We start from the raw sequence: 26,273 nt of genomic DNA, 5'->3' as shown, positions 1-26,273 counted from the left end.
GCGCACGGGCCGCACACGCGCGTTCCGCCGAGGAGCACCCATGACCCTGATCCGCCTGACCGGCGTGACCAAGACCTTCCCCCCGCCCGCCAAGGACGCCCCTCCGATCGCCGCGGTCGACGACATCTCGCTCGACGTCGCCGCCGGCGAGGTGTGCGGCATCATCGGCTACTCCGGCGCCGGCAAGAGCACCGTGCTGCGCCTCGTGAACGCGCTCGAGACGCCGACCGCCGGCACCGTCGAGATCGACGGCCGCGACATCACCCATCTGCGCGAGCGCGAGCTCCGCGAGCTGCGCGGCGACATCGGCATGATCTTCCAGCAGTTCAACCTGTTCGACTCCCGCACAGTCGCGAAGAACATCGCCTATCCGCTCGAGGCGGCCCGCCGCCCGCGCGCCGAGATCGCGGCACGCGTCGAGGAGCTGCTGCGCTTCGTCGGCCTCGCCGACAAGGCGAAGAGCTACCCCGAGCAGCTGTCGGGCGGGCAGAAGCAGCGCGTCGGGATCGCCCGAGCGCTGGCCACGAGCCCGCGCATCCTCCTCGCCGACGAGGCGACGAGCGCCCTCGACCCCGACACGACGCAGGAGGTGCTCGCGCTCCTCAAGCGCATCAACCAGGAGCTCGGCGTGACCATCCTCGTGATCACTCACGAGATGGACGTGATCCGAACCCTCGCCGATCGCGTCGTCGTGATGGAGAGCGGCCGCATCATCGAGAGCGGCGCCGTCTTCGACGTGCTCTCATCGCCGCAGCATGCCGCCACGCGCCGGTTCGTCGCAAGCATCATCGAAGACGTCCCGGTCGGCGACCAGCTGCGCGCCTTGCGCGAGCGCCACCCCGGGCGGATCGTCACGTTCACCATCCGCGACGGCGACGTCACGCAGGCAGATGTCTTCGCCGCGCTCTCGTCGCACGACGTGCGCTTCGAGCTCGTGCACGGCGGCATCAACGACATCGGCGGCCGCGTCTTCGGGCATCTCACGCTGGCATTGACCGGAGAGACGGATGCCGTGCAGCGTGCCATCGACGCGGCCTCGGCGTTCGCGCCGCTGATCGAGGAGGACGCCCGTGGATAGGCTCGTCGACCTGCTCCCGCAGCTGTGGGAGGCCACCGCCGAGACGCTGTACGTGGTGTCGCTGAGCCTGGTGTTCGGCGGTATCGCCGGGCTCTTCGTCGGGCTCGCGCTCTATGCCACCAGGGCCGGGAGCCTGTTCCCGAACCGGTTCCTGTTCGGCACCATCAACGTCATCGTGAACTTCTTCCGGCCGATCCCCTTCGTGATCCTGCTGGCGGCGGTGCAGCCGATCGCGCGCAGCCTGGGCATCCCGGGAATCGGACCCGAGTTCGGCATCTTCGCGATCACCATCGCGTCGCTCTTCGCGATCAGCCGCATCGTCGAGCAGAACCTGCTGACGGTGCGGCCGGGCGTGATCGAGGCGGCCCGTGCCACGGGCGCGAGCCGCTCGCGGATCCTCCTGCGCCTGCTCCCCCGCGAGGCGCTCGGTCCGCTCATCCTCGGCTACACGTTCATCGTCGTCGCGCTCGTCGACATGACCGCGATCGCCGGCGCCGTCGCTGCGGGCGGACTCGGCGAGTTCGCGATCGTGTACGGCTTCAAGCAGTTCAACCCGGCCGTGACCTGGGCGGCGGTGCTCGTGATCATCGTGATCGTGCAGCTCGTGCAGTTCCTCGGCAACGCGCTCGCCCGCCGCGTGCTGCGGCGCTGACGCACCCGTCACCGTGAAGAGCCGGACACCCCACGCGGGGAATCCGGCTCTTCACATCTCGCTGGTCACTCGCAGCGCAGGCCGTCCTGCGGCGGCGTCCCTTCGAGCAGGTACGTCTCGATCGCGGAGTCGACGCACGCGTTGCCCTTGTTGTAGCCGGTGTGGCCCTCGCCGACACGCGTCACCAGAACGCCGGACGAGAGCTGATCGGCCAGCGACACGGACCACTCGTACGGCGTGGCCGGATCGTTCGTCGTGCCCACCACGACGATCGGCGCGGCGCCGTCGGCGGTGATGCGCTCGCGGACACCGGCCGGCGGGTACGGCCACACTTCGCATGGGTCGGGCCCGAACCAGTAGGGCGCGATCGTCGGCGCCTTGTCGGCCAGGGCCGCCTCAGCGGCCGCCAGGTCCTCGTCGGTGGCACCGGTGGGGTAATCCATGCAGTTGTAGGCGCGGAACGCCTCAGTCTGGTTGCCGGTGTACGTGCCGCCCTGGCGGTCGTAGTAGAAGTCCGCCAGCTGGAAGGCGATGTCGGCGTTGCCCTGCAGCACGTCGGTCAGCGCCATCGTGAGGTAGCCCCAGCTGTCCTGCGAGTACAGTGCGGCGACGATCGCCGTCATCAGGGAGTCGGAGCCGAGCATGCGGCCGTCGGCGTTCGGGATCGGGTCGCGGTCGACGCTTGCGAGCAGCGTTCCCAGATCGGCCATCGCCTCGTCGACGGTGCCGCGGAACGGGCACTCGTCGTCGGTCAGGCAGTCCGCCATGTACGCGCGCAGTGCCGACTCGAACCCGATGCCCTGGGTCACGTTGACGTCGAGGTTCGTCACCGACGGGTCGACCGCGCCGTCTAGCACGAGTCGTCCCACCTTCTCGGGGAACAGCTTCGCGTACGTCGCGCCGAGGAACGTGCCGTACGAGTAGCCCAGGTAGTTCAGCTCCGAGTCGCCGAGCACCGCGCGCAGCAGGTCCATGTCGCGGGCGGAGTTCTCGGTCGTGATGTACGGCAGGATGCCGTCGCTGTTCGCGTCGCAGGCCTCGCCGAAGCTCTTGTGGCGTGCGAGGAGCTCGTCGGCCCAGGCATCCGTCCCGCGCACGCCCTCGGGGATGTCGAACAGGTACGCGTCCATGTCGGCGGCGTCGTAGCAGGTCACCGCGGTCGACTCGCCGACGCCTCTTGGATCGAACCCGATGACGTCGAACTGCCGGCGCACCGGCTCGCTCACCGCGAACGACACCGAGTCGCGGATCAGGTCGACGCCGCTGGCGCCGGGTCCGCCGGGATTGGTCAGCAGCGACCCGATGGGGTCGTCGGTGCCTTCGGCACGGCTGCGGATGACCGACAGTTCGATGTCGCCCTTCGCGGGGTCGGACCAGTCCAGCGGCGCGGTGACCGTCGTGCAGTCGAACGTCTCGTTGCAGCCGGACCAGTCGAGCGTCTGCTCGTAGTACGGCAGCAGGTTCTCGGCGACGCCCTCGGTGTCGGCCGCCTTGCTCGAGCTGGGCCGCGGCGACGCGTCGGGGATCATCACCGACAGGCAGCCGCTGAGGACGACGGATGCCGCGACCAGGCCTGCGACGACGGCAAGGGCGCGACGAAGTCGGCGGGGGCGGGTCGGGTTCACGGGGTCCTTCCGCTCGCGACGGTGACGAGCATGCTCTCGAGCGCCAGCACGGGCGCGGCGTTCAGCTCGAGGTTCTCGCGGGTGACGCCGATGCGGTCGACGACCGTGAGCGTGCGCTCAGGCGTCCACGCGGCGGCGAGGGCCCGCAGGTCGGGCTCGAGCTCCCGATTGATCAGGTCGGTGTCGCGGCCGAACTGCAGCAGCAGCACATCACGGAACATCGACTCGAGGTCGGTGAGCACGCGGTCGATGCCGTCTCGCAGGCTGCGCGTGGCACGACGCTTCTGCTCGTCTTCCAGCGCCGACAGCTGCGACCGCACGGCGGGCGGGACCGCGGCCCCTTCGGCGATGCCGAGGGTGCGCAGGAGCCCCGTGCGCTCCGCTTCGTCGCGCTCCGCCGTGAGCGCCTTGGCGTCGTCGGTGGCGGCGGCGACGATCGCGCCGGCGACCTCGACCGCGTCGCCCACGCCCCGCACCGCGAGGACACCGCGCAGCGTGGCGTCGCGGCGGGCGCGGGCCGCGGCATCCGTTGCGAGCCGCTGCGCCATGCCGATGTGGCGCTGCGCGTGCCGGGCGGACTGCTCGGCGATCGCAGGATCGACGCCGCTGCGCCGCACGATGAGGTCGGCGACGTCCGCGACGTCGGGCTCGCGCAGGCGCAGCGTGCGCACACGAGAGCGGATCGTCGGCAGCAGGTCTGCGTCGCTCGGCGCGCACAGCACCCAGACGGTGCGCTCGGGCGGCTCTTCGAGGGCCTTCAGCAGCACGTTCGAGGTGCGCTCGGCCATGCGATCGGCGTCTTCCATGACGATGACGCGGTATCGCCCCAGCGAGGGCGAGAAGTACGACCGCTCGACCAGGGCTCGCGCGTCCTTGATGGAGATGATGACACCCTCGGTACGGAGCGCGGTCAGGTCGGGATGGGTCCCCGCGAGCACCTGGTGCATCGCGCGCTCGTCACCGGGCTCGGCGATGAGCGCCGCCGCGAAGGCGTGGGCGAGCGTGGACCGGCCGGAGCCGGGAGGGCCTGTGATGAGCCACGCGTGGGTCATCGATGCGGGATCGGATGCTGCTTCCCGCAGCACCGCGACGGCATCGGGCTGCCCCCACACGTCACCCCAGGGGAACGCCTGGTCGTCCGTCGTGGGAGACTCCCCAGCGACAGCGGCGACCGGCTCCATGCCGACCAGCCTAACCATCCAGTCGGACACCGGCTGTGCGTACGCCGAGCGTTCGCCTCATGCGAGCAGCGGCTCCACACGCGCGCGCACGGCCGCGGCGAGTTCGTCCGGCGGGAGCGAGGCGTCGAGCACGAGGAAGCGCTCCGGCTCGGCGGCGGCAAGCGAGAGGAATTCCTCGCGCACGCGGGCGTGGAAATGCTCCTTCTCGGACTCGAGCCGATCGAAGGGCTTGTCGTCGGCGTCGAGGCGCTCGCGCGCGGATGCGGGGTCGAGGTCGAGGAGTACCGTGACGTCTGGAAGAAGTCCGCCGGTCGCCCAGAGCGAGAGCTCTCGGACCTCGTCACGCCCGAGGACGCGCCCCGCACCCTGGTACGCGACGGACGAGTCGAGGTAGCGGTCCTGGATGACGACCTCGCCGCGGGCGAGCGCGGGCCGCACCAGCGTCTCGATGTGGTGCGCCCGGTCCGCCGCGTACAGCAGCGCCTCGGCGCGGGGCGCGACCTCGCCGCGGTGATGCAGCACGATATCGCGGATCAGCACGCCGACCTCGGTGCCACCGGGCTCGCGCGTGCGCACGACCGTGCGTCCGACTCCCGTCAGCCACGCGTCGAGGAGCGCCGCCTGCGTCGTCTTGCCGACGCCGTCACCGCCCTCGAACGTGACGAACAGCCCCTCGACGGGCTCAGCGATCGGACGGGTGTCTCCGGCGCCCGTCACTTCTTCGCCGCGGGCTTGCGGGTCGTCGTCGTGCGGCGCGCCGGGCGCTTGGCCGGGCCCTTCGCGCGCTTGTCGGCGAGCAGCTGCACCGCGCGCTCGAACGTGACCTCCATCGCGTCCTCGCCGCGCGGGATCGTCGCGTTCGTCTCGCCGTCGGTGACGTACGGGCCGAAGCGGCCGTCCTTGAGTTTGATCGGCTTGCCGCTCGTCGGGTCGGCCTCGAACTCCTTCAGGGCCGATGACGCGCCGCGCGCACCGTACTTCGGCTGCGCGTAGACGGCGAGCGCCTCCTCGAGCGTGATGTCGAAGATCTGCTGCTCGCTCTGCAGCGTGCGCGAATCCGTGCCCTTCTTGAGGTAAGGCCCGTAGCGGCCGTTCTGCGCCGTGATCGGGGCTTCCGTCTCAGGGTCGATGCCGACGGTGCGCGGAAGGTCGAGCAGCTTCAACGCGGTGTCGAGGTCGATCGTGTCGACCGACATCGACTTGAAGAGCGACGCCGTGCGCGGCTTCGGCGCGACCTCTTTCTTCGCACCGCGCTTCTTCGGCGCAGGTTCCGGCTCGACCGCGACGACCTCGCCGGTCTCCTCGTCGACGGCCTCCTCGGCGGGCGGGTCGGTCTCCTGCACGTACGGGCCGAAGCGGCCATCCTTCACGACGACGAGCTTGCCGTTGGCGGGGTTCTCCCCCAGCACACGGTCACCCGCGACGGGGGCGTCGATGAGCTCCTGTGCGCGCGCCGGCGTCAGCTCGTCGGGCGCGAGGTCTTCGGGGATGTTGACGCGCCGGGGCTCGGCGTCGGGCTTCTCGGCATCCGGCACCTCGAGGTACGGGCCGTACTTGCCGAACCGCAGCGTCGCGACGTCGCCGATGGGCGTCGAGTTGAGGGCGCGTGCGTCGATCTCGCCGAGGTTGTCGACGATGTTGCGGAGTCCGACGTGGTCGGTTCCCCCGAAATAGAAGTCCTGCAGCCAGTCCTGGCGCTTCTGCTCGCCGCGGGCGATCGCGTCGAGGTCATCCTCGAGCGCCGCCGTGAAGTCGTAGTCGACGAGGTCGGCGAAGTGCTGCTCGAGCAGGCGGACGACGCTGAACGCGAGCCAGCTCGGGATGAGCGCCTGGCCGCGCTTGGTGACGTAGCCGCGGTTGAGGATCACGTCGATGATGCTCGCGAACGTCGACGGGCGGCCGATGCCCTTCTCCTCGAGCGCCTTGACGAGGCTCGCCTCGGTATAGCGGGGCTTCGGACTGGTCGCGTGGCCCTTCGGCTCGACGTCGCGAAGCCGCAGCACGTCGCCCACGGCCATCGCCGGCAGGGCCTGGTCGTCGCTCTTGTCGCTGTCGCCGCGCTTCTCGTCCCGGCCCTCCTCATAGGCCTCGAGGAAGCCCTTGAAGGTGTAGACGGTTCCGGAGGCCGTGAACTCGGCGCGGCGACCGGCCGCCGAGACCTCGAGGGTCACGGTGGTGGTCTCGTACTTCGCGTCGGACATCTGGCTGGCCATCGTGCGCTTCCAGATGAGGTCGTACAGGCGCAGCTCGTCACGGTCGAGCTGCCCGGACACCTCCGACGGTGTGCGGAACGTCTCTCCCGACGGGCGGATGGCCTCGTGCGCCTCCTGCGCGTTCTTGCTGTTGTTGCGGTAGCTGCGGGGGTTCGGCGGCACCGACTTGTCGCCGTACATCGCGACGGCCTGCTCGCGCGCGGCCTGGACGGCCTGCGTCGACAGCGCGGTCGAGTCGGTGCGCATATAAGTGATGTACCCCTTCTCGTAGAGACGCTGCGCGACGCCCATGGCGTGCTTGGCGCTCATCGAGAGCTTGCGACCGGCCTCCTGCTGGAGGGTCGAGGTCGTGAAGGGCGGCTTGGGACTGCGGGTTCCGGGCTTTGACTCCAGGGCGGTGACGGATGCCTCGGCCGCCGCCTCGATCGCGCCGGCGAGTTCGCGCACCTGGGCCTCGTCGAGGACGAGGACGGCCTTCTTCAGCTCACCGCGGTCGTCGAAGTCGGTGCCGCGGGCGAGCACCGCACCGTCGACGCGGGCGAGGCGGGTCGAGAACGACTCGTCGATGCCCTGCGGACGGTTCGGCGCGGCAAGCGCCTCGATGTCCCAGTACGAGGCGGACACGAACGCCATGCGCTCGCGCTCGCGGTCGACGACCAGGCGCGTCGCGGCCGACTGGACACGGCCGGCAGACGTGCCCTGCTGCACCTTGTACCAGAGCACGGGGCTCACGTCCCAGCCGTAGAGGCGGTCGAGGATGCGGCGGGTCTCCTGCGCGTCGACGAGCGCCAGGTCGAGCTCGCGGGTGTTGCCCACAGCGGCCTGGATCGCGTCCTTGGTGATCTCGTGGAACACCATGCGCTTGACGGGGACCTTGGGCTTGAGCGTCTGCAGCAGGTGCCACGCGATGGCTTCGCCCTCGCGATCTTCATCGGTGGCGAGCAGGAGCTCGTCCGCCCCCTTCAGCGCGCGCTTGAGCTCGGCGACGGTCTTCTTGCCGCGCTCGCTCTCGACGTAGTACGGGTCGAAGCCGTTGTCGATGTCGATCGAGTACTTCCCGTACGCCTCCTTCTTGTCGGCGGGGATGCTCTTCTTGTCCGCCAGGTCGCGGATGTGTCCGACCGAGCTGAGCACCTCGTAGCCATCGCCGAGGTACCCCTGGATCGACTTCATCTTCGTCGGTGACTCGACGATGACGAGCTTCTTGCCTTCTGCCAACGGGGGCGTCCTTTCTTCGACGCAAACCATACACGCCACTTCTCGGTGCGGGGGCTGTGAGACGCGATCAGGGAGGCGGCCCAGCCCGTGCGGAGGCCTGCGCGGTGACCGGCCCGAGGCGCATCGACACCGTCACCGTCGCGATCAGCTCGTCGAGCTCGCAGGCCTCGATGACACCGCCGAAAGTGCCCGCGACCTCGGCCGCACGTTCGCAGGGGACGCCGGGCACCGCGCCCGAGGCCGCGTCCGCCGCGGCGAGCGCACCGGCGTCGGCTGCCGAGGCGAGTCGCTGGCTGGTGACCGCCGCAGCACCGGCGCCGGCAAGCCCCGCCGCGAGCAGGGCGGCCGCACAGAGGATCCCGACCGCCGCCATCGTCCCCGCCATCAGCCCGCCCCGCTCGCCGGCGGCGCGACGCCGCCGCGGGGGAACATCACAGCCCGCCCGCCAACGCGCACCCGGCCGCCGTGACGCGCACGCCGAACAGAGCCGGAGCGGAGGCCGTCACGCACACAAGATCGTCTCGAACGGTGATGTCGACGGATGCCTCCGCCACCGTCGCCGCGACGGCATCGCGCACGCGCAGCTCGGACTCGCCGCGGGCGCTCAGGCGCGCAGCATCCGCCACCGCGTCCTGCAGCCGCACCTGCCGGGACGCTCCCGCGAGGATCCCGACCCCGACGAGCAGGACGAGCGCGACGGCGGGGAGGGCGACCGCGAACTCGGCGACGACCGCACCGCGATCGTCGCCCAGCCGCGGCCGCATCACGCCACCGTGAGCGCGCGTCGCACGAGGTCGGTGAGGATGGTGCGCACCTCATCGGACCGCATGATGACGACGAGCAGCCCGGCGAAGGCGACGGCCGCCATCGTCGCGATGGCGTACTCGGCGGTCGCGGCGCCGGTGTCGTCGACCGATGTGTGGTCGACGTCGCGCGGTGCGAACAATCGTTCGGCGCGGCGCCGCGTGAGACGCGGCACGACGCGGTCGGTTCGGGACAGGGACATGGGTTCTCCGTTCGGTGGATTCGTGGTTCGGGCACGGTCTGAGCGCGGCGCGGTCGCGGGGACGTCACAGCGAGACCGACATCGTCGACATGACGCTGAGCAGCATGGGCGCGACCCCGAGGAGGAGGAAGGCGGGCAGCGTGCACACCCCCAGCGGGATGAGCAGCCGCGACGAGAGCCGCGCGGCACGAAGGCGGGCCTCGACACGGGCGCGATGCCGGGCGTGTGCGGCGGAAGCCCGCAGCAGCTCGACGGCGGGCACGCCTGCTGTCCGCGACAGCGCGAGCACGGCGTCGACGTCATCGGATCCGGCCGGCGCCCGTTCTTCCGAGATCGCCGTGGCGGGCCGGGACCCCGTCTCCGCATCGGCGCTGTCCGCCATGGCGCCGACTCGGCGGGCGTCCTGCACGACGGTCCGCGCGCGGTCGATGGAGACGCCGCCGCTCAGCGCGATCGCGATCAGCTCCGCGTCGAGGCCGGGCGCGCCCTCCGACCTTGCGGCTGCGCGTACGAGCCGCTTCGTCCATCGGTGCGCGGCGAGGATGAGCATCGCACCGGCGCCGAGGCAGGCCAGCCCGAGCGGGTTCGCGAACAGCGTGCCGAAGGTGTCGAAGCCGAGCGCCGCACCCAGCCCCACTGCGAGGAGCGGAAGCCAGCTCATGAGCCGGGCTGTGCCCGCCGGCTCGGCGAGTGTGACCCGCACATCGTCGGCCGCCTCCTGTGCATCGCGCAATGCGGTGGCGAGTCCACGCAGGCAGTCGGCGAGCGGCGCACCGACGACGAGCGCGACCTGGCATGCGACGCCGACCTCCCGCCACGCGCCGGTTCCCGCGTTGGCTACCGCCTCGGGCAACGGCATCCCTCCGTCGATCGCAGAGGCGACCCGCCGAGCCGCCGGGTCGCCGGCGCGGGCGAGATGCTCCCAAGCGCGGGCGGGTGCGACCCCGGCCTGCAGCAGCACCGCCAGGCGCAGCACGGTCTCGGCGACGTCGGCTGACGATGCCGGGGTCCGGGAGGATGCGCGAAACCGGGGCGACACCGGGGCCCGAGACGCCACCGGCGCCGGCGAGGAAGTCCGCGTGCTCGCCGAACCCGTGATCCGCGTCAGCGAGCGCCCCATCGCTCCTCCTCGATGGCGAGACGCCCGTCGCCGTCGACGATGGGGCGGCCGGCCCCGGCGATGCGTCGCGAGCCGTCCGCGCCTCGCTCCACGTGCACGACGAGTCCGATCGCGCTGGCTGCCTGGCGGGCGAGCGCGCGGTCGTCGAGTCCTGCCGGTGCGCCGAGAGCCTCGAGGCGTGCCGGCACGTCGTGGAGTCCGTTCGCGTGCACTGTGCCGGCTCCCCCGTCGTGACCGGTGTTCAGCGCCGACAGCAGCTCCCGCACCTCGTCGCCGCGGCACTCCCCGACGACCAGACGATCGGGGCGCATCCTCAGCGCCTCCCGCACCAGACGCGCGAGGCCGACTCCACCGGTGCCCTCGATGTTGGGCTGGCGCGCCTCGAGGCGCACGTGGTGCGGGTGTGCGATGCGCAGCTCCGCGACATCCTCGATCGTCACGATGCGCTCGTGGGCCGGGGCCTCCGCGAGGAGCGCGGCGAGCAGCGTGGTCTTGCCGGCGCCCGCGGCACCCGAGACCAGAAGGTTCGTGCGCCCCGCGATCGCCTCCCGCAGGCGGTCGCGGACAGCCTCGTCGAACATCCCCGCCTGCTGCAGCTCGTCGAGCCGCGCCGCGCCCAGGCGCGGCACGCGGATCGACAGGACCGTGCCCTCAGGGGCGATGGGCGGCAGCACGGCGTGCACGCGGATCCCGCCCTGCAAGCGCACATCGACGCACGGCGACGCGTCGTCGATGTGCCTCCCGCCCAGGCCGATGAGCGCGACGGCGAGGTCGCGCACCTCCTCTTCTGTGGCGCGCCACTCGCGTGCCGGCTCCGCCCCTGCTCCGCGATCGACGAACAGGCCCGCCGCTCCGTTGACGAAGAGATCCGTGACCTCCGCGTCGTCGAGGTATGCGGCGAAGGGTGCGAGGACCGGATGCCGCTCCGCCGGCAGCTGCGGGGGCCCGGGCGCGCGCACCGGTTCGGCACGCGAACCCTCCGCCGTATCGACGCGGCGCGGCACCCATGCCCCGCCGGGGCCAGGCTGTGCCGGTACACGCGGAGTTGCCGCAGCCGGCGGGGCCGTCTCGCAACTGAGACCGCTCACCGTCGGGACCGAAGACACGCACCGGGCCGCAGCATCCCATCGCCCCGATGTGGCGGGCGCGCCCGCAGCCCCGGAACGGGGACGGACGACGAATGGTGCGGACATGCCCCGACGCTACGAAGCCCGTGCCCCACCCCGGCGAGCAGGACAGGTCATCCGTGGAAAGCCGCGCCGCGCCACGGCTTGGGGAGGAGCCGGCGAGCCGAGAGACCGCTCCCAACAAATAGAGGCGGCATCCCATGGGGGGAATGGGATGCCGCCAAGCGCGGCCCCGAATTCGGGGGGTGACGTCGGGAGCCGCAATGCCAGAATCGATGTTCGGCCACCGGTCAGCATATGCGAGGTAAGGGTCCTGACAAAACGAAAAGGAGAGGATTCTCACTGATATATCGGTCGGGATCGATGTATGCGCCGCCACCTACTATCGGGGGTAGTCGGTTCCGGCGGCGGTGGGTACATTTCGTGGCAGACTCGCCGACACCCCTCGGCCTCGACCCAGCCCGCAAAGGAGCGCGCTCCCATGAGCGAACAGACCCCTGTCACGCAAGCCAGCAGCCAGATCGACCACCTGCTGAACGAGGACCGGCGCTTCGCGCCCACGGCCGAGTTCGCCGACAACGCCGTCGCCACCGCCGAGCTGTATGAACACGCCAAGGCCGACCGCCTCGGCTTCTGGGCCGATCAGGCCCGCGACCTCCATTGGCACAAGCCCTTCACCGAGGTGCTCGACTGGTCGAACCCGCCGTTCGCGCAGTGGTTCGCCGACGGCGAGCTCAACGTCGCGTACAACTGCCTCGACCGTCACGTCCAGGCCGGCAACGGCGACCGGGTGGCGCTGCTGTGGGAGGGCGAGCCCGGCGACGAGCGCCGCGTCACGTACGCCGAGCTCACCGACGAGGTGAAGCGCCTCGCCAACGTGCTCGAAGGTCTCGGCATCGGCCAGGGAGACCGCGTCGCGATCTACCTGCCGATGATCCCCGAGGCCGTCGCCTCGATGCTCGCGGTCGCGCGCATCGGCGCCATCCACTCCGTCGTGTTCGGCGGCTTCTCGGCCGACAGCCTGCGCGCCCGCATCGACGACGCCGGCGCCAAGCTCGTCATCACCGCCGACGGCGGCTACCGCAAGGGCAAGGTCTCGCCGCTGAAGCCCGCCGTCGACCTCGCTCTCGGCGACCGCGGCACCGGCGTGCAGGAGACCGTCGAGCACGTGCTCGTCGTGAAGCGCGGCGACAACGAGGTGGACTGGACCGACGGGCGCGACCTCTGGTGGCACGAGGTGGTGCCGCGGGCCGCGGCCGAGCACGAGGCGCGGGCCTTCCCCGCCGAGAACCCGCTGTTCATCCTCTACACGTCGGGCACCACCGGGAAGCCGAAGGGCATCCTCCACACCTCCGGCGGCTACCTGACGCAGTCCGCGTTCACGAACAAGGTCGTACACGACCTTCACCCCGAGACCGACGTGTACTGGTGCACCGCCGACATCGGGTGGATCACCGGGCACAGCTACGTCACCTACGGCCCGCTCGCGAACGGCGCGACGCAGGTGCTCTACGAGGGCACGCCGGATGCCCCCCACCCAGGTCGCTGGTGGGAGATCGTGCAGAAGTACGGGGTCACGGTGCTGTACACGGCGCCGACCGCGATCCGCTCGTTCATGAAGCTCGGCCGCGCGATCCCGAAGCAGTTCGACCTGTCATCGCTGCGCCTGCTCGGGTCGGTGGGTGAGCCCATCAACCCCGAGGCGTGGATGTGGTACCGCAAGATCATCGGCGGCAAGACCGCCCCGATCGTCGACACGTGGTGGCAGACCGAGACCGGCTCGATCATGGTGTCGGCGCTGCCGGGCGTCACCGAGACGAAGCCCGGCTCGGCGCAGGTTCCGCTCCCCGGCATCTCGATCGACGTCGTCGACGAGGACGGCACGCACGTCGGCAACGGCAACGGCGGTCTCCTCGTCGTCACGGAGCCGTGGCCCTCGATGCTTCGCGGCATCTGGGGCGACCCGGAGCGCTTCGTCGAGACGTACTGGGAGAAGTTCCAGCAGCAGGGCTACTACTTCGCCGGCGACGGCGCCCGCCTCGACGACGACGGCGACGTGTGGCTCCTCGGCCGCGTCGATGACGTCATGAACGTGTCGGGCCACCGCCTGTCCACGACCGAGATCGAGTCGGCGCTGGTCGGCAACGAAGCGGTCGCCGAAGCGGCCGTCGTGGGCGCCTCCGACGAGACCACCGGCCAGGCGGTCGTCGCGTTCGTCATCATCAAGCAGTCGTACCTGTCGGCCCACTCCCCCGACGGCCTCGCGCAGGGCCTGCGCCTGTGGGTCGGCGAGCAGATCGGCCCGATCGCCCGCCCCCGGGACGTCTACATCGTTGGCGAATTGCCCAAGACCCGCTCCGGGAAGATCATGCGGCGCCTGCTGCGCGACGTCGCCGAGGGCCGCGAGGTCGGCGACACGACCACCCTCGCCGACACGGCCGTCATGTCGGTGATCTCCGCGCAGGTCAAATAGCGAACGAGACGAGCGGATGCTGCAGCCCGGGGCTGCAGCATCCGCTCTGTGGTTCGGGGCTCTCGTGCCCGTCAGGCGAAGGAGAAGACGACCTCGACCTCGACGGGGGCGTCCAACGGCAGCACCGGCACCCCGACGGCGGAACGGGCGTGCTTGCCCGCGTCGCCGAAGACCTCGCCGAGCAGCTCGCTCGCGCCGTTAATGACGCCGGGCTGGCCGGTGAACTCGGGGACGGATGCCACGAACCCGGTGACCTTGAGGACGCCGGTGAGGCGGTCCACCCCGCCGACGGCGGCCGCTGCGGCCGCGATGGCGTTCAGCGCGCTCTGACGCGCGTAGCCCTTCGCGTCGGACGCGGGCACGAGTCCGTGGCCCTCACCGACCTTGCCGGTCGCCGGCAGGGCGCCGGAGATCATCGGCAGCTGGCCGGCGGTGTAGACGAGGTCGCCGTGCGCCTTCGCGGGCACGTAGGCGGCGACAGGCGGCACGACGTCGGGGAGGTCGATGCCGAGTTCAGCGAGGCGGGCGCTCACGCTCATGCTCACGCCTCCTCGAACTGCTTCGCGGCCTGGGCCGCAGCATCCAGTCCCGCGTTCTGCTGACCGCCGCCGGACGGGCGCTTGAAGTAGGCGACCAGACCGCCCTCGGGGCCCTGCACGACCTGCACGAGCTCCCAGCCCTGCTTGCCCCAGTTGTTGAGGATCGCGGCGGTGTTGTGGATCAGAAGGGGCGTGGTGAGGTACTCCCACGTCGTCATCGCGACTCCTCGAGTGTGCGGGAAGGACGGCTGGTGAAGGCTGGGAAACACCCCGGTCAGCTGTGCGTCCTTGATGGATCGCCCAGGTATCTCCCTTACGATCAACCCTATGCCTGATACCAAACGCACGGCCACCGGTGTGCTCGGCGGACTCGCCGGGCTCGTCGGCCTCAGTGCCGCAGCCGGTGTCCTCATTGCAGCGACCGTCACCCCCGCGGTCGCGCTCACGAGCACCGCGGCCGAGCGCGCGATCACGATGTTCGACAATCTCCCGAGCGTCCTCGAGATCGACAAGCTCATGCTTCCGAGCAACTTCTACGCCACGAACCCTGAGACCGGCGAGCAGACGCTGTTGACGAAGTTCCTGGAGCAGGACCGCACCCCGGTCAACTTCGACCAGATCAACCCCGTCATGTACGACGCCCTGCTCTCCAGCGAGGACCCGCGCTACTACCAGCACGGCGGCATCGACCTCATCGGAACGACCCGCGCGCTCCTGTCGAACGCCCAGGGCGGCGGCGAGACCCAGGGTGGCTCGTCGATCAGCCAGCAATACGTCAAGAACGTGCTGATCCAGAAGTGCGAGCAGAACGCCACGACGGTCTACGAGACGAATGAGAAGGGCGAGATCGTCAAGGACGAGGCGACCGGACTGCCCATCGAGAAGATGAGCCGCGACGCCGCACTGCGCCAGTGCTGGGTCGACGCCACCACGGCCGAGGGCTCGGACGGATACACCCGCAAGCTGCAGGAGATGCGTTACGCCATCTCGCTCGAGCAGAAGTACTCGAAGAACGACATCCTGCTCGGATACCTGAACATCGCGAACTTCGGCGGCATCACGTACGGCATCGAGGCCGCCGCGCGCCACTACTTCAACACCAACGCCGCCGGCCTCACCGTCGCGCAGGCGGCCACGCTGGCCGGCATGGTGCAGAACCCGAACAACTACCGCATCGACAAGCCGGGCGGGTCCATCTTCAGCTCCGACGGCACGGCCTTCAATAAGGCGCCCGACGGCGTCATCGACGAAGGCGCCAAGCTCGGTGTCCTCGACGCCTTGGTGGCGTCGGGCGAGATCACGGAGGAACAGAAGCTCGCCGCCGCCGACGGCTATACGTCGACGAAGGTGCGCCAGCTCTACGTGCTGAGCCGAATGCTCGACGATGGCAAGATCACGCGCGAGCAGTATGTGGAGGCTGCGGTCTGGCCGATCACGCCGTCCGTCGTCGAACCGACCACGGGCTGCCAGGCGGCACAGGGCGCCGCCTACTTCTGCCAGTACGTGAAGGACGTCATCCTCAATGACCCCGCTTTCGGAGAGACGCAGGACGAACGCCGGGCGCTGCTGCAGCGCGGCGGCCTGAACGTCTACACCACGCTCGACACGCGCGTGCAGACGGCCGCGCAGGACGCCATGACGAAGTACGCGCCGACGGCGATCGACATGCCGATCGGCCGCACCACCCCTTCTCCGGGGCGCTTCGGCGCTACCTCGGTGAGCATCGAGGCGACCACGGGTCGCGTGCTCGCGATCGCACAGAACACCAAGTTCAGCGAGGACGCCTCGCTCTCGAGCGACCCCAACTACGCCTCGCTGGTCTTCGCCGGCGATGCCAAGTTCGGCACCTCCGGCGGGTTCCCAGCCGGTTCGACGTTCAAGCTGTTCACGCTCATCGACTGGCTCGAGAAGGGCCATTCGGTCAATGAGACGCTGAACGGAACGCTGCACGTCTTCAAGAGGATGAAGAACTCGTGCGAGGGCGACTGGGTCAACGGGGCCAACACGCTCATCAAGAACTTCGGCAACAACGGTGGCTATATGGGCACGCCCATGCGCTTCACCAAGGACTCCCTGAACACCGGGTTCTTCGCCATGGCGGAGAAGCTCGACCTCTGCGACATCAAGAACGTCGCCACCCGCATGGGCGTGACGCAGGGCAACGGCAACGAGGTCGAGATGACCAACTTGAACTCCATCATCGGCACGAACTTCGTCTCGCCGATGGCGATGGCCGAGGCCTACGCGACGGTCGCCAACAACGGCATCTACTGCCAGCCTCAGGCGATCGACCGCGTCACGGACTCGGACGGCAACGAGCTGGCGAAGCCCGCGCGCGCGTGCACCCAGGTCATCGCCCCGAACGTCGCCGCGACCGCCGCGTACGCACTGCAGGGGGTCATGGCAGGCGGCGGCACCGGTCAGGGCGGAAACCCCGGCGATGGCACCCCGCTCATCGGCAAGACCGGCACGCACGAAGAGATCACGACGTGGATGGTCGAATCGAGCACGAAGGTGGCCACGGCGACGTGGGTCGGCAACGTGCAGGGCGGCGGCGACATCACGAAGACGTCGTACAACGGCAACCGCCTCAACCAGATCCGTTTCCCGATCACCCGCGCGATTCAGGGCGCGGCCAACGACGTGTACGGCGGTGACAAGTTCGCCGCTCCCGACAACGAGCTCACGAAGGTCCAGCTGGCCGATCTCCCGAACGTCGTCGGCAAGTCGGTCGATGAGGCGACCAAGATCCTGACCGACGCCGGATTCACCGCCGAGGTCGGCGCTCCCGTCGACTCCGATCAGCCGGCGGGGGTCGTCGCCGCGCAGAACCCGGGGCCGGGCAAGGTCGCAGGCGGCAGCACCGTCACGATCAACCCGAGCAACGGCGAGGGAATCGCCGTACCCAACGTCGCGGGGAGCACGCTCGATGACGCCAAGAAGGCGCTGCGCAGCGCGGGCTTCGGCAACGTCGGCGACGGCACCTGTACCGCCGATGCCAGCCTCGGCGCCCAGACCAAGGCCGGCGCGACGAACCCGGCTGCAGGCTCGGTGGTGAACCGCAACGCGTCGATCACGGTGGACTACGCCGCCGCGGTCTGCGGAGGCGGCCGCGGTCCCGGCAACGGCGGCGGCGGCAACGGCTAGTGCCCTCGACAACGACTCGCACCGCCCTCACCGTGCTCGGCACGGTGGGGGCGGTCGGCGCGGGCGCCGCGGCCTGGGGCATCGGCATCGAGCGCTACCTCTTCACTGTTCGCTTCCATGAGGTTCCTGTGCTCCCCGCGGGCGCCAAGCCGCTCCGCGTCCTGCACCTCTCCGATGCGCACATGGCGCCGTGGCAGCACCGCAAGCAGGAATGGATCGCGAGGCTCGCGGAGTTCCAGCCCGACCTGATCGTCAACACCGGCGACAACATGGGCCACTTCGACGGTCTCCGCGGACTCCGCCGCGCCTACGACCCGCTGCGCGGGGTGCCCGGCGTCTTCGTGCACGGCTCGAACGACCACGCCGCGCCGTCTCCTCGCAACCCGTTCCTGTACTTCACCGGACCTTCGAAGGTGAAGCACGCCGCGGAGCCTCTCGACACCGATGCGCTGGACGACTATCTCGCCCGCGAGCTCGGCTGGCTCGACCTCAACAACAGGGTGGGATCGTTGGATGCCGGTGGTCTGCGCATCGCCGCGTTCGGCGTGAGTGACGCCCATCGTCACTGGGACCGCCTCGAGGCACTTCCCGAGCCGCTGGCCGCGCTCCGCGACGGGCAGACCTTCGACCTCTCGATCGGCGTGACCCACGCCCCCTATCGCCGTGTGCTCGACGACTTCGTCGGCCTGGGGGCAGACGCGATCTTCGGCGGCCACACGCACGGCGGCCAGGTCCGCGTCCCCGGCTTCGGCGCGCTCGTCGCCAACTGCGACATCCCGCTTCGTCAGGCCCGCGGGCTCAGCGCGTGGGAGCACGACGGCCACTCGGTGCCGCTCAACGTGAGCGCAGGGCTCGGTCACTCGATCTACGCTCCGGTGCGCTTCGCCTGCCGCCCCGAGGCCTCCCTCCTCACGCTCGTTCCGCGGGCATAGCGGCGCGATCAGGGCTCCTCCCCAACGACGCCCGCGGATCGGTCGTCCACAGTTCGCCGGCCGCGGCCGCCGCCACGTGCGCGAGGCGTCGATCCTCGATGCATGGCTGCTCCGCGTTCCACACGATCCGCTGACCCCCCGTTCCGGAACACGCTCGTCGCCACGACGATCGTTCACGGCATCGGGCTGCCCGTGCGCCTGCGGCTGCTCGCGCTCCTGATCGCCCTGGTGATCATGGTCGTGTCCGCTCCGTCCGCCGTCGACCTGACGGAGGGTGCCGATGACGGCAACACGGATCGGACCCGTGGCTTCGGTCGGCACGCCCCGTTCATGCCGGTCAACCCAGACGGAGAGTAAGCATGTCCACGACGGACTCCTCGACAGCGCTGTTCCGGCCCCGGTCCCGACGGCGCGCGTCGGCGCTGCCCCTGGTCATCGCCGCGATCGTGATCGGGATCACCCTCCTCTCCGCGCCCCGCGCCGACGCCGCCGAGCGCGGCACCGGGTTCGGCACCTGGGCTCCGGTCTCGACTTACGGCTGGCACGGATCGATGCTGGTCGGCGGCGTGCACACGTACTGCATCACTCCCGGCGCGCCCGCACCGACAGGCCCGACCGCCGACCACGGAATCAGCGGATCGGCTGCCGGCCTCTTGCCGCAGCAGCTCGCCGGAATCAATCTCCTCGTGACGACGTACGGACAGACCGATGACCCCGTCCAGGCCGCAGCGGTGGCATGGGCGGTCAAGGCGATCGCGAACCGCGAAGAGACGCTGCATGCCTTCGGCTACCGTGGGGACTCGCTCGCCGGTGCTGTCCACTGGACGATGTCCGCACTCTCCCCGCAGCACGACCGCGCCGTCCAGGAGCGTGCCGCGGCGTACTACGACGAAGCAACACGTGCTCCGGCGGGCCCTTCCACCGCGAGCGGAAGCCTCGTGTTCACGACGGATGCCGCCGACCACCGCAGGGGTACCGTCCGGGTCGACACGACCGCCGCAGCGACGGGCACGATCACCCTGACGAACGCGGTCTTCGCGGAATCGGGCTCACCGACGCTCGAGAGCGCGGCATCGGGGTCGACGTACGCCATCCGCACCGCGCCGCCGACCGAAGGTCGTGCCTATACCGTGAGCGGAACGGGTCGTTTCGACGCCGGCCTCCCCGCCGCGGTTCGGCATTTCACGACGCCGGGGGGCCAGGAGACCGCCGGACCGGCGGGGCGGGTCCAGTTCGAGGTGTCCGGGGCCGACGCCGCCCCGCGATTCCCGCCGTTCTCGCCGGCCATATCGACGCAGGTCGCGCAGCGGGACGCAGCAGGCGGTCCGTACACAGACGAGGTCACCTTCACCGCGACCGAGGGCTCGTGGCCGCGCGCCGACGACGGCTCCTACCTGCCGGTGACGGCGAGCGCGGTCGTGTACCGCACCGACACCGAGCCCGTCGCCGGCTCGGCACTCCCCGGCGACGAGGCTATGGTCGGCACGCTGCAGCTCACGACCGACCCCGCGACGGGGCCGACCGCGCCGTACACGATCGCGTCCTCGTGGGAGATGACCACCGCGGGGTATTACACCGCCGTCTGGAGCCTGCGTGCGGCCGACCAACTTCCCTCCGTGGCCGCCCACACCGGCGTTGACTTCGCCTGGACCGAACGGTTCGGCGAGCCCTCGCAGGTCACCGTGATCGCCCCACCGCCACCGACGCCCGCTGCTACCCCGGCCGCCGAAGCGCCTCCGGCCGCGGCCGCCGCGTCTCCGGCGGAGCTGGCGGCCACCGGCACGGACGCCGCCGCTCTCCGAGCACCCGCGGCGATCGCCGTCGCTCTCCTCAGCCTCGGTGTCGCGATCGTGAGCTCGAGACGGCCGTGGTCAGCAGCACCCCTGACGATCGGTTAGACTCGGAGGGTTGCAAAACGGGGTGTGGCGCAGCTTGGTAGCGCGCTTCGTTCGGGACGAAGAGGCCGCAGGTTCAAATCCTGTCACCCCGACAGCAGAGAGGCTCCGCCGCGAGGCGGAGCCTTTCGCATGAAAGGACGGACACCATGGTCGACATCGCCACCCCGCCCCTTCTCGTCGCGTTCGATCTCGACGACACGCTTGCTCCATCCAAGAGCCAGATCGACCCTCGCATCGGCGAACTGCTGGTCGCGCTGGCAGAGCGCGTGGACGTGGCCATCATCTCCGGCGGCCAGCTCGCACAGTTCACGACGCAGGTCGTCGACCGCCTTCCGGACGCCCCGGCCGACACCTTGGCGCGTCTGCACCTCCTCCCCACCTGCGGCACGCAGTACTACCGTCTCGCCGGGGACGAAGTCGTCACGGTCTACAAGCGCTCGCTCACGGACGACCAGAAGTCGCGCGCCCTTGCCGCCGTCGAGGGCGAGGCTCGCCGCCTCGGTTTGTGGGAGTCAGAGACGTGGGGCGACATCCTGGAGGATCGCGGGTCCCAGATCACCTTCTCGGCCCTCGGCCAGCGGGCTCCCGTTCTGGCGAAGACAGCGTGGGACCCCACCGGCGAGAAGAAGAACAGCCTGCGTGCCGCGGTCGCTGCGCTGCTGCCCGATCTCGAGGTGCGCTCCGGGGGCTCGACCTCGGTCGACATCACCGAGCAGGGCATCGACAAGGCCTACGGCATGCGTCAGCTCGCAGAGCAGACCGGCATCTCCCTCGACGACATGCTCTTCGTCGGCGACCGCCTCGACCCCGACGGCAACGACTATCCGGTCCTCGCGATGGGCGTGCGCTGCCAGTCCGTCGACGGCTGGGAAGACACGGTCGTCTACCTCGAGCAGCTCATCCCCACGCTTCCCGTCCGCGTCTGACGCAGCATCGGTGGCCTCGCGCCGGCCGGATCGCTCGCCGGTCACGCTCTGCTGCGGTGAGCGGCAGATCGTGACAGGCGAGCATCGACGGGCGAGCGGTCAGGCCTTCGCGCGCGGCCCGGTGCTCTTCGCGGCGGGAGCCTTCGCAGGACGGGATGCTGCAGCATCCCCGCTCGCAGCACTCGACGCCGTCGTGGCCCGGCCGGCGCGCGGGCGCGGCGCCGAGGCGACGGCCGCCTCAGCGGCGGGGGCGGACACCGCGATCGGGACGAGCCGCTGCAGCTGCGTGACGTGGCGCGGCTCGAGCTCCGCAATGGACGAGACGCCGAGGAGCTTCATGGTGCGCTCGATCTCGCTGCGCAGGATCGCGATCGTGCGGTCGACGCCCTGGCGTCCGCCGGCCATCAGGCCGTACAGGTACGCGCGGCCGATGAGCGTGAACTTCGCACCGAGTGCGATCGAGGCGACGATGTCGGCACCGTTCATGATGCCGGTGTCGACCATGACCGTGGCGTCCTTCCCGACCTCGCGCACGACCTCGGGGAGGAGGCGGAACGGGATCGGCGCGCGGTCGAGCTGACGGCCGCCGTGGTTCGACAGGATGATGCCGTCGACGCCGGCGTCGATGAGCCGCTTCGAGTCCGCGACGTTCTGCACGCCCTTGATCACGATCTTGCCCGGCCAGATCTCACGGATGATCGCGAGGTCGTCATAGCTGATGGTCGGGTCCATCGCCGAGTTGAGCAGCTCGCCGACCGTCCCGCCGGTCGTCGAGAGCGACGCGAACTCGAGCTTGGGAGTGGTGAGGAAGTCGTACCACCACCACGGGCGCGGGATCGCGTTGACGATGGTGCCGAGCGTCAGCTGCGGCGGGATCGAGAAGCCGTTGCGCTTGTCGCGCAGGCGTGCGCCGGCGACCGGCGTGTCCACCGTGAACTGCAGCGTGTCGAATCCTGCCTCGGCCGCGCGGCGGGCCAGGCCGTACGAGATCTCGCGGTCGCGCATGACGTACAGCTGGAACCAGTTGCGCCCGTTCGGGTTCGCGGCCTTCACGCCCTCGATCGACGTCGTGCCGAGCGTCGAGAGCGTGAACGGGATGCCGGCGGCACCAGCGGCACCGGCGCCGGCGATCTCGCCCTCGGTCTGCATGAGGCGCGTGAAGCCCGTCGGTGCGATGCCGAACGGCATGGTCGACGGGCCGCCGAGGATCTCGGTCGACATGTCGACGTTCTCGGCGGGGCGCAGCACATCGGGGTGGAACTCGATGTCCTCGAACGCCTGGCGCGCGCGCGACAGCGACAGCTCGCCCTCGGCGGCGCCGTCGGTGTAGTCGAACGCGGCCTTGGGCGTGCGGCGCTTCGCGATGTCGCGCAGGTCGTAGATCGTCAGCGCGGACTCGAGGCGGCGCTTCTTGCCGTCGAGCTCGGGCTTCTTGAACTGCATGAGCTCGAGGAGCTCCTTGGGATTGGGGAACTGCCGGGTGACCATGAGTACCTCTCCGATGGGTCAGATCTGGGTGCGTGCGGCGGCCGAGCGGGCGAGACCCGCCGCCGCGTAGTAGCCGACGATGTGGTCGTGGACGAGGGTGCGAGCGAGGGCGGGTTCGCCCGCGTCGACGGCATCGAGGATCGCGTGATGCTCGTGGCGCAGGCGGTCGGCCGCGGCATCCCATTGCGCGATGCCCGCCGCACCCGCCTGCACGTACGACTCGATCGCCGTGCGCAGCCCCGCCATCATCGCCGCGATGACGAGGTTGCCGGAGGCCTCGGCGAGCGCGAGGTGCAGCTGGGCGTCGAGGGCCAGGAACTCGGGAGCGGTGAGATCGTCGGCGTCCATCGCATCGAGCACCTCGCGCGCCTGCGCGGTCGAACGCGCAGGGTCGGTGGCGAGGGTGTCGACGACGGCCGATTCCAGCACGAGCCTGGTCGCGACGACGTCGTCGAAAGGGAAGCCCTGCGCGGCGACCTGCAGCCGCAGCAGCGCCGACATGCCGCCCTGCGGTGTCGCGATGATGATGGCCCCGGAGGTCGGCCCCGACCCGGTCCCGGTGCGGATGAGCCCCATCACCTCGAGGACGCGCAGCGCCTCGCGGACGCTGGAACGCCCCACACCGAGCGTGGCGGCGAGCTCGCGCTCGGGCGCGAGCCGATCGCCGGGCTTGAGGGTGCCGTCGAGCAGGTCGGTCTCGATCCTCTCGAGCACGACGCGCCACGCGCGTGCAGGCGCGAGCGCCGGCGGAGTCGGGGTGCCTGCCACGGATCTCCTCGTCGATGTCGGATCCGGCGCCCTCCTCATTGAAGGGCACGGTGTGGTCTGACCACGATATCTTGTGGTCGGACCACAGACAACCCGTATGACGACGCATGTCTGCACGGACCACTACGCTGACCCCATGGACCCCCTCCTCCTCGTCCTCATCGTCGCGGGCGTCGCCGCCGCGTTCTGCTGGATCACCTCGCTCGTCACGAACGAGACGTCCTGGATCGATCGACTGTGGTCGATCGTCCCCGTGATCTACGTGTGGATCTTCGCGGCTGCCGCGCTCATCGCGGGCGTCGACGCGACGCGCCTCGTCGTGATGGCGCTCCTGGTCACGGCGTGGGGTGCGCGGCTCACCTTCAACTTCGCGCGCAAGGGCGGCTACACCGGCATGGAGGACTACCGGTGGGCGATCCTGCGCGGCCGCATGACGCGCTGGCAGTTCCAGCTGTTCAACATCTTCTTCATCGTGCTCTTCCAGAGCGCGCTGCTCGTGCTCATCTCGCTTCCCGCATACATCGCGTGGCAGCATCCCGCGCCGTTCACCGGATGGGATGCCGCGTTCGCGGTGCTGTTCGCCGCGTTCCTGGTCGGCGAGACCGTGGCGGATCAGCAGCAGTGGGCGTTCCACAAGGCCAAGAAGGCGGCGGGCGGCACGCTCGAGCCCGGCTTCGTCACGACCGGGCTCTTCAGCTACAGCCGCCACCCGAACTTCTTCTTCGAGCAGGCGCAGTGGTGGGCGTTCTACGCGCTCGGCGCCGTCGCTCTCGTCGCCGACGGCGGCAGCTGGCTGAACTGGACGATCGCCGGCGCTGCCCTGCTGACCGTGCTGTTCATCGGCTCGACGGTGTTCACCGAGTCCATCTCGACGTCGAAGTACCCGGCCTACCGCGAGTATCAGCGCACGACGTCGATGCTGGTCCCACTTCCCCGCCGGCGCGGACGCGCACCCGAGACGGCCTGACAGCGGGCCGCCGCACCGGCGCCGCCGTCACTCGAGACGGCCGCCGGAAGCCCGAAGGTAGTCCTCGGCGCACAGCGATTCGTAGGTGACGCGGTCCGCGGTGAGCTCGTCGATCGCCACCTGATCGCCGTCGAAGACGAACCGGCCGCCGACGAGGCGGGCATTGAACAGCGCCTTGCGGCCGCAGCGGCAGATGGTCTTCAGCTCTTCGAGGCTGTGGGCGAGCTCGAGCAGCCGCGCCGACCCGGGGAACGCCTGGGTCTGGAAGTCGGTGCGGATGCCGTAGGCGAGCACGGGCACGCCGTCGAAGACGACGATGCGGAGCAGGTCGTCGACCTGCTCCCGGGTCAGGAACTGCGCCTCGTCGATGAGCAGGCACGCGACGTCGACCTCGTGCTCGTCTGACTCCGGAACGAGAGTGTCTGACGCCTCGGCTTTGACCCGCGCGCGGTGCTCCGCGAACAGGACGCGGATGTCGTCCTCGGGACGCACCAGGAAGTCGACAGTGCGCTTGACGCCGAGGCGGCTGTCGATCTGGTCGGCACCCTTGGTGTCGATGGCGGGCTTGGCGAGGAGCACATGCTGCCCCCGCTCCTCGTAGTTGTAGGCGGCCTGGAGGAGCGACGTCGACTTGCCGGAGTTCATCGCTCCGTAGCGGAAGTAGAGCTTGGCCACGGATCGAGCGTAGTCGGTGGCGCTCTCGGCGCCCGCCCGCACGTCTGCCTGCGCCGGACGCCGGTCAGCGGCCGCCGAAGCCTCCGCCGCCGCCTCCACCGCCCGAGAACCCGCCTCCGGAGGATCCGCCCGAGAACGACCAGCTCGAACTCGAGGACGAGCTCGACGACGACCCCGGGCGCGACACCGGGGTGGCCGCGAGCCGTCCGATCGACGACGACGCGTCGGAGAGCGAGCGCGAGGTCACCGCGTCGAACAGTGCCAGCTGCGAGGCGCCTTCGACGGCTCCCGCCGCGCGGATGACGTTCACCCACTCGCGCTCCATGCCGAACAGCACCGCGTACGGCAGCAGGTGCTCGTACAGGTTGACGACGGATGCGCCGGGAGCATCCGGCGAGTCACCGTAGGGGCGACGCCCCGACGAGACGAGATCGGCGGTCCGCGGCGACTGCGCCGCGCGCAGGCGGTCCTCCTCCGCGAGCTGCAGATACTCGCGGATCCCCTCCAGAAAGGTCTTGTGCATGCCGCCCGCGACGGTGAGCACCGACTTCGGGAGCGAGAAGAACGGCAGCCCGATGAACGCGAAGAAGGCGCTGCCCAGCGCGGCGAAGTAGATGACGTTCCCCAGCTGCCCGAGGGGATCGAGCACCACGAATGCGCCGTCGGCGAAGAAGATGAGGAGCATCGCAAGCGCAAGCCCGGCCAGCTGGATGAATCCGCGCAGCAGCGTGATCCAGTCCGGCAGCTTGCTGCGATACCCGCGCTGAACCGTGAACTCATCGATCCGCCGCACGTACGTGACGGCACGCGACGGGGGCTTGCGGGCGAACGCGCCCAGGTCGACGTCGGCGCCGGCTTCGGCCTTGCGGCCGAACAGAGTGTCGACGATGCGACGCTCGTCGCTGTCGAGGCCGGCGCTGTCGCGCAGCACCACCTCAAAGTCGTCGGCGTCCTCGCGGTCGCCCGTCGCCCGGATCTCGACCGCGTCCTTCACCGCGAGATCGACCACGTTCGCCGCCAGGGCCCGCTCCGGAACGTCGAGCACCCCCGCCGACAGCGTCAGCGACTCGTCGTCGGGAGGCGTGTACTGCACGATCACCGGCGACCGGTCGGGGTTCCGCCGCGCGGCGGCCTTCACCACGAGCACGAACACGAGACCGCCGATTCCCGACACCAGGGCGAGCACCGGGAGGATCCAGAGCCACCACGGGTACGGGGGCGGGGGCGGCGGGATCATGAG

General features: G+C 70.2%; 24 protein-coding genes and 1 tRNA gene. 10 read left to right on the top strand and 15 right to left on the bottom strand.

Annotated elements, in window-relative coordinates:
* Positions 1 to 40: 40 nt before the first annotated feature.
* Together RS82_RS07795 and RS82_RS07790 are read left to right on the top strand one after the other, a co-directional pair.
* Entirely contained in the window at positions 41 to 1,078 is a 1,038-nt protein-coding gene (locus RS82_RS07795; protein WP_045298036.1) for a methionine ABC transporter ATP-binding protein, read from the top strand.
* Entirely contained in the window at positions 1,071 to 1,730 is a 660-nt protein-coding gene (locus RS82_RS07790; protein ID WP_045298035.1) for a methionine ABC transporter permease, read from the top strand. The genes RS82_RS07795 and RS82_RS07790 overlap by 8 nt, the downstream gene beginning before the upstream one ends.
* A gap of 65 nt (positions 1,731 to 1,795) precedes the next feature.
* Here RS82_RS07790 and RS82_RS07785 read toward each other — a convergent pair whose 3' ends face one another.
* The 9 genes from RS82_RS07785 to RS82_RS07745 form a co-directional block, all read right to left on the bottom strand.
* A complete protein-coding gene (locus RS82_RS07785; protein ID WP_045298034.1) occupies positions 1,796 to 3,355 on the bottom strand; it encodes an alpha/beta hydrolase in 1,560 nt (519 codons plus the stop codon).
* The gene (locus RS82_RS07780) at positions 3,352 to 4,536 is read right to left on the bottom strand and encodes a DNA polymerase III subunit delta' (protein ID WP_045298033.1); all 1,185 of its coding nucleotides are present in this window, start codon (positions 4,534 to 4,536) and stop codon (positions 3,352 to 3,354) included. The genes RS82_RS07785 and RS82_RS07780 overlap by 4 nt, the downstream gene beginning before the upstream one ends.
* 57 nt (positions 4,537 to 4,593) lie before the next feature.
* On the bottom strand, positions 4,594 to 5,253 hold the full coding sequence (gene tmk, locus RS82_RS07775; protein ID WP_084695520.1) for a dTMP kinase: 660 nt from the start codon (positions 5,251 to 5,253) through the stop codon (positions 4,594 to 4,596).
* A complete protein-coding gene (gene topA / locus RS82_RS07770) occupies positions 5,250 to 7,967 on the bottom strand; it encodes a type I DNA topoisomerase (protein WP_045298032.1) in 2,718 nt (905 codons plus the stop codon). Before topA ends, tmk begins: the two co-directional genes overlap by 4 nt.
* A 67-nt stretch (positions 7,968 to 8,034) precedes the next feature.
* A complete protein-coding gene (locus tag RS82_RS07765) occupies positions 8,035 to 8,352 on the bottom strand; it encodes an Rv3654c family TadE-like protein (RefSeq protein WP_045298031.1) in 318 nt (105 codons plus the stop codon).
* A 46-nt stretch (positions 8,353 to 8,398) separates the two neighbouring features.
* A complete protein-coding gene (locus tag RS82_RS07760; RefSeq protein WP_045298030.1) occupies positions 8,399 to 8,731 on the bottom strand; it encodes a TadE family type IV pilus minor pilin in 333 nt (110 codons plus the stop codon).
* Entirely contained in the window at positions 8,731 to 8,973 is a 243-nt protein-coding gene (locus RS82_RS07755; protein WP_045298029.1) for a DUF4244 domain-containing protein, read from the bottom strand. The genes RS82_RS07760 and RS82_RS07755 overlap by 1 nt, the downstream gene beginning before the upstream one ends.
* A 64-nt stretch (positions 8,974 to 9,037) precedes the next feature.
* Positions 9,038 to 10,093, bottom strand: a complete 1,056-nt coding sequence (locus tag RS82_RS07750) for a type II secretion system F family protein (RefSeq protein WP_157005476.1) — start codon at positions 10,091 to 10,093, stop codon at positions 9,038 to 9,040.
* Positions 10,078 to 11,286 carry a TadA family conjugal transfer-associated ATPase gene (locus RS82_RS07745; RefSeq protein ID WP_084695518.1) on the bottom strand — a complete coding sequence of 403 codons (1,209 nt, stop codon included), beginning with the start codon at positions 11,284 to 11,286 and terminating at the stop codon, positions 10,078 to 10,080. The genes RS82_RS07750 and RS82_RS07745 overlap by 16 nt, the downstream gene beginning before the upstream one ends.
* Before the next feature lie 415 nt (positions 11,287 to 11,701).
* Between RS82_RS07745 and acs the strand changes: the two genes are divergently transcribed.
* Positions 11,702 to 13,693, top strand: coding sequence for an acetate--CoA ligase (gene acs / locus RS82_RS07740; protein WP_045298028.1), 1,992 nt, complete (start codon positions 11,702 to 11,704; stop codon positions 13,691 to 13,693).
* A 71-nt stretch (positions 13,694 to 13,764) separates the two neighbouring features.
* Here acs and RS82_RS07735 read toward each other — a convergent pair whose 3' ends face one another.
* Positions 13,765 to 14,232, bottom strand: a complete 468-nt coding sequence (locus tag RS82_RS07735; protein ID WP_045298027.1) for a RidA family protein — start codon at positions 14,230 to 14,232, stop codon at positions 13,765 to 13,767.
* 2 nt (positions 14,233 to 14,234) lie between these two features.
* On the bottom strand, positions 14,235 to 14,450 hold the full coding sequence (gene sp36, locus RS82_RS07730; RefSeq protein WP_045298026.1) for a Sp36 family protein: 216 nt from the start codon (positions 14,448 to 14,450) through the stop codon (positions 14,235 to 14,237).
* A 109-nt stretch (positions 14,451 to 14,559) separates the two neighbouring features.
* Between sp36 and RS82_RS07725 the strand changes: the two genes are divergently transcribed.
* The 6 genes from RS82_RS07725 (at position 14,560) to RS82_RS07700 (ending at position 21,135) form a co-directional block, all read left to right on the top strand.
* Positions 14,560 to 17,379: a transglycosylase domain-containing protein gene (locus RS82_RS07725; protein WP_045298025.1), complete on the top strand. Its 2,820-nt coding sequence runs from the start codon at positions 14,560 to 14,562 to the stop codon at positions 17,377 to 17,379.
* Positions 17,379 to 18,311, top strand: a complete 933-nt coding sequence (locus RS82_RS07720) for a metallophosphoesterase (protein ID WP_045298024.1) — start codon at positions 17,379 to 17,381, stop codon at positions 18,309 to 18,311. The genes RS82_RS07725 and RS82_RS07720 overlap by 1 nt, the downstream gene beginning before the upstream one ends.
* Positions 18,312 to 18,413: 102 nt before the next feature.
* Positions 18,414 to 18,668: a hypothetical protein gene (locus tag RS82_RS07715; protein WP_045298023.1), complete on the top strand. Its 255-nt coding sequence runs from the start codon at positions 18,414 to 18,416 to the stop codon at positions 18,666 to 18,668.
* Between the two features lie 2 nt (positions 18,669 to 18,670).
* On the top strand, positions 18,671 to 20,209 hold the full coding sequence (locus RS82_RS07710; protein WP_045298022.1) for a hypothetical protein: 1,539 nt from the start codon (positions 18,671 to 18,673) through the stop codon (positions 20,207 to 20,209).
* A gap of 18 nt (positions 20,210 to 20,227) precedes the next feature.
* Positions 20,228 to 20,301 (top strand) — tRNA-Pro (locus tag RS82_RS07705).
* Between the two features lie 54 nt (positions 20,302 to 20,355).
* Positions 20,356 to 21,135 carry an HAD-IIB family hydrolase gene (locus RS82_RS07700; RefSeq protein ID WP_045298021.1) on the top strand — a complete coding sequence of 260 codons (780 nt, stop codon included), beginning with the start codon at positions 20,356 to 20,358 and terminating at the stop codon, positions 21,133 to 21,135.
* 99 nt (positions 21,136 to 21,234) lie between these two features.
* Here the strand turns inward: RS82_RS07700 and RS82_RS07695 are convergent, their stop codons facing one another.
* Positions 21,235 to 22,623 carry an alpha-hydroxy acid oxidase gene (locus tag RS82_RS07695; RefSeq protein WP_045298020.1) on the bottom strand — a complete coding sequence of 463 codons (1,389 nt, stop codon included), beginning with the start codon at positions 22,621 to 22,623 and terminating at the stop codon, positions 21,235 to 21,237.
* An 18-nt stretch (positions 22,624 to 22,641) separates the two neighbouring features.
* Positions 22,642 to 23,391, bottom strand: coding sequence for a FadR/GntR family transcriptional regulator (locus RS82_RS07690; protein ID WP_045298019.1), 750 nt, complete (start codon positions 23,389 to 23,391; stop codon positions 22,642 to 22,644).
* A gap of 136 nt (positions 23,392 to 23,527) precedes the next feature.
* Between RS82_RS07690 and RS82_RS07685 the strand changes: the two genes are divergently transcribed.
* A complete protein-coding gene (locus RS82_RS07685; protein WP_045298296.1) occupies positions 23,528 to 24,358 on the top strand; it encodes a DUF1295 domain-containing protein in 831 nt (276 codons plus the stop codon).
* A gap of 27 nt (positions 24,359 to 24,385) precedes the next feature.
* Here the strand turns inward: RS82_RS07685 and RS82_RS07680 are convergent, their stop codons facing one another.
* Both RS82_RS07680 and RS82_RS07675 read right to left on the bottom strand, forming a co-directional pair.
* Positions 24,386 to 25,033, bottom strand: a complete 648-nt coding sequence (locus RS82_RS07680) for a thymidine kinase (RefSeq protein WP_045298294.1) — start codon at positions 25,031 to 25,033, stop codon at positions 24,386 to 24,388.
* A gap of 64 nt (positions 25,034 to 25,097) precedes the next feature.
* Positions 25,098 to 26,273, bottom strand: a 1,176-nt coding sequence (locus RS82_RS07675) for a DUF2207 domain-containing protein (RefSeq protein ID WP_045298018.1), incomplete at its 5' end; no start/stop codon positions are given.

This window comes from Microbacterium trichothecenolyticum (assembly GCF_000956465.1).
GTDB classification, from domain to species: Bacteria; Actinomycetota; Actinomycetes; order Actinomycetales; family Microbacteriaceae; genus Microbacterium; species Microbacterium trichothecenolyticum.
The sequence above is the reverse complement of the archived record's forward strand: the minus strand, read 5'-3'. Positions and strand labels throughout refer to the sequence as shown.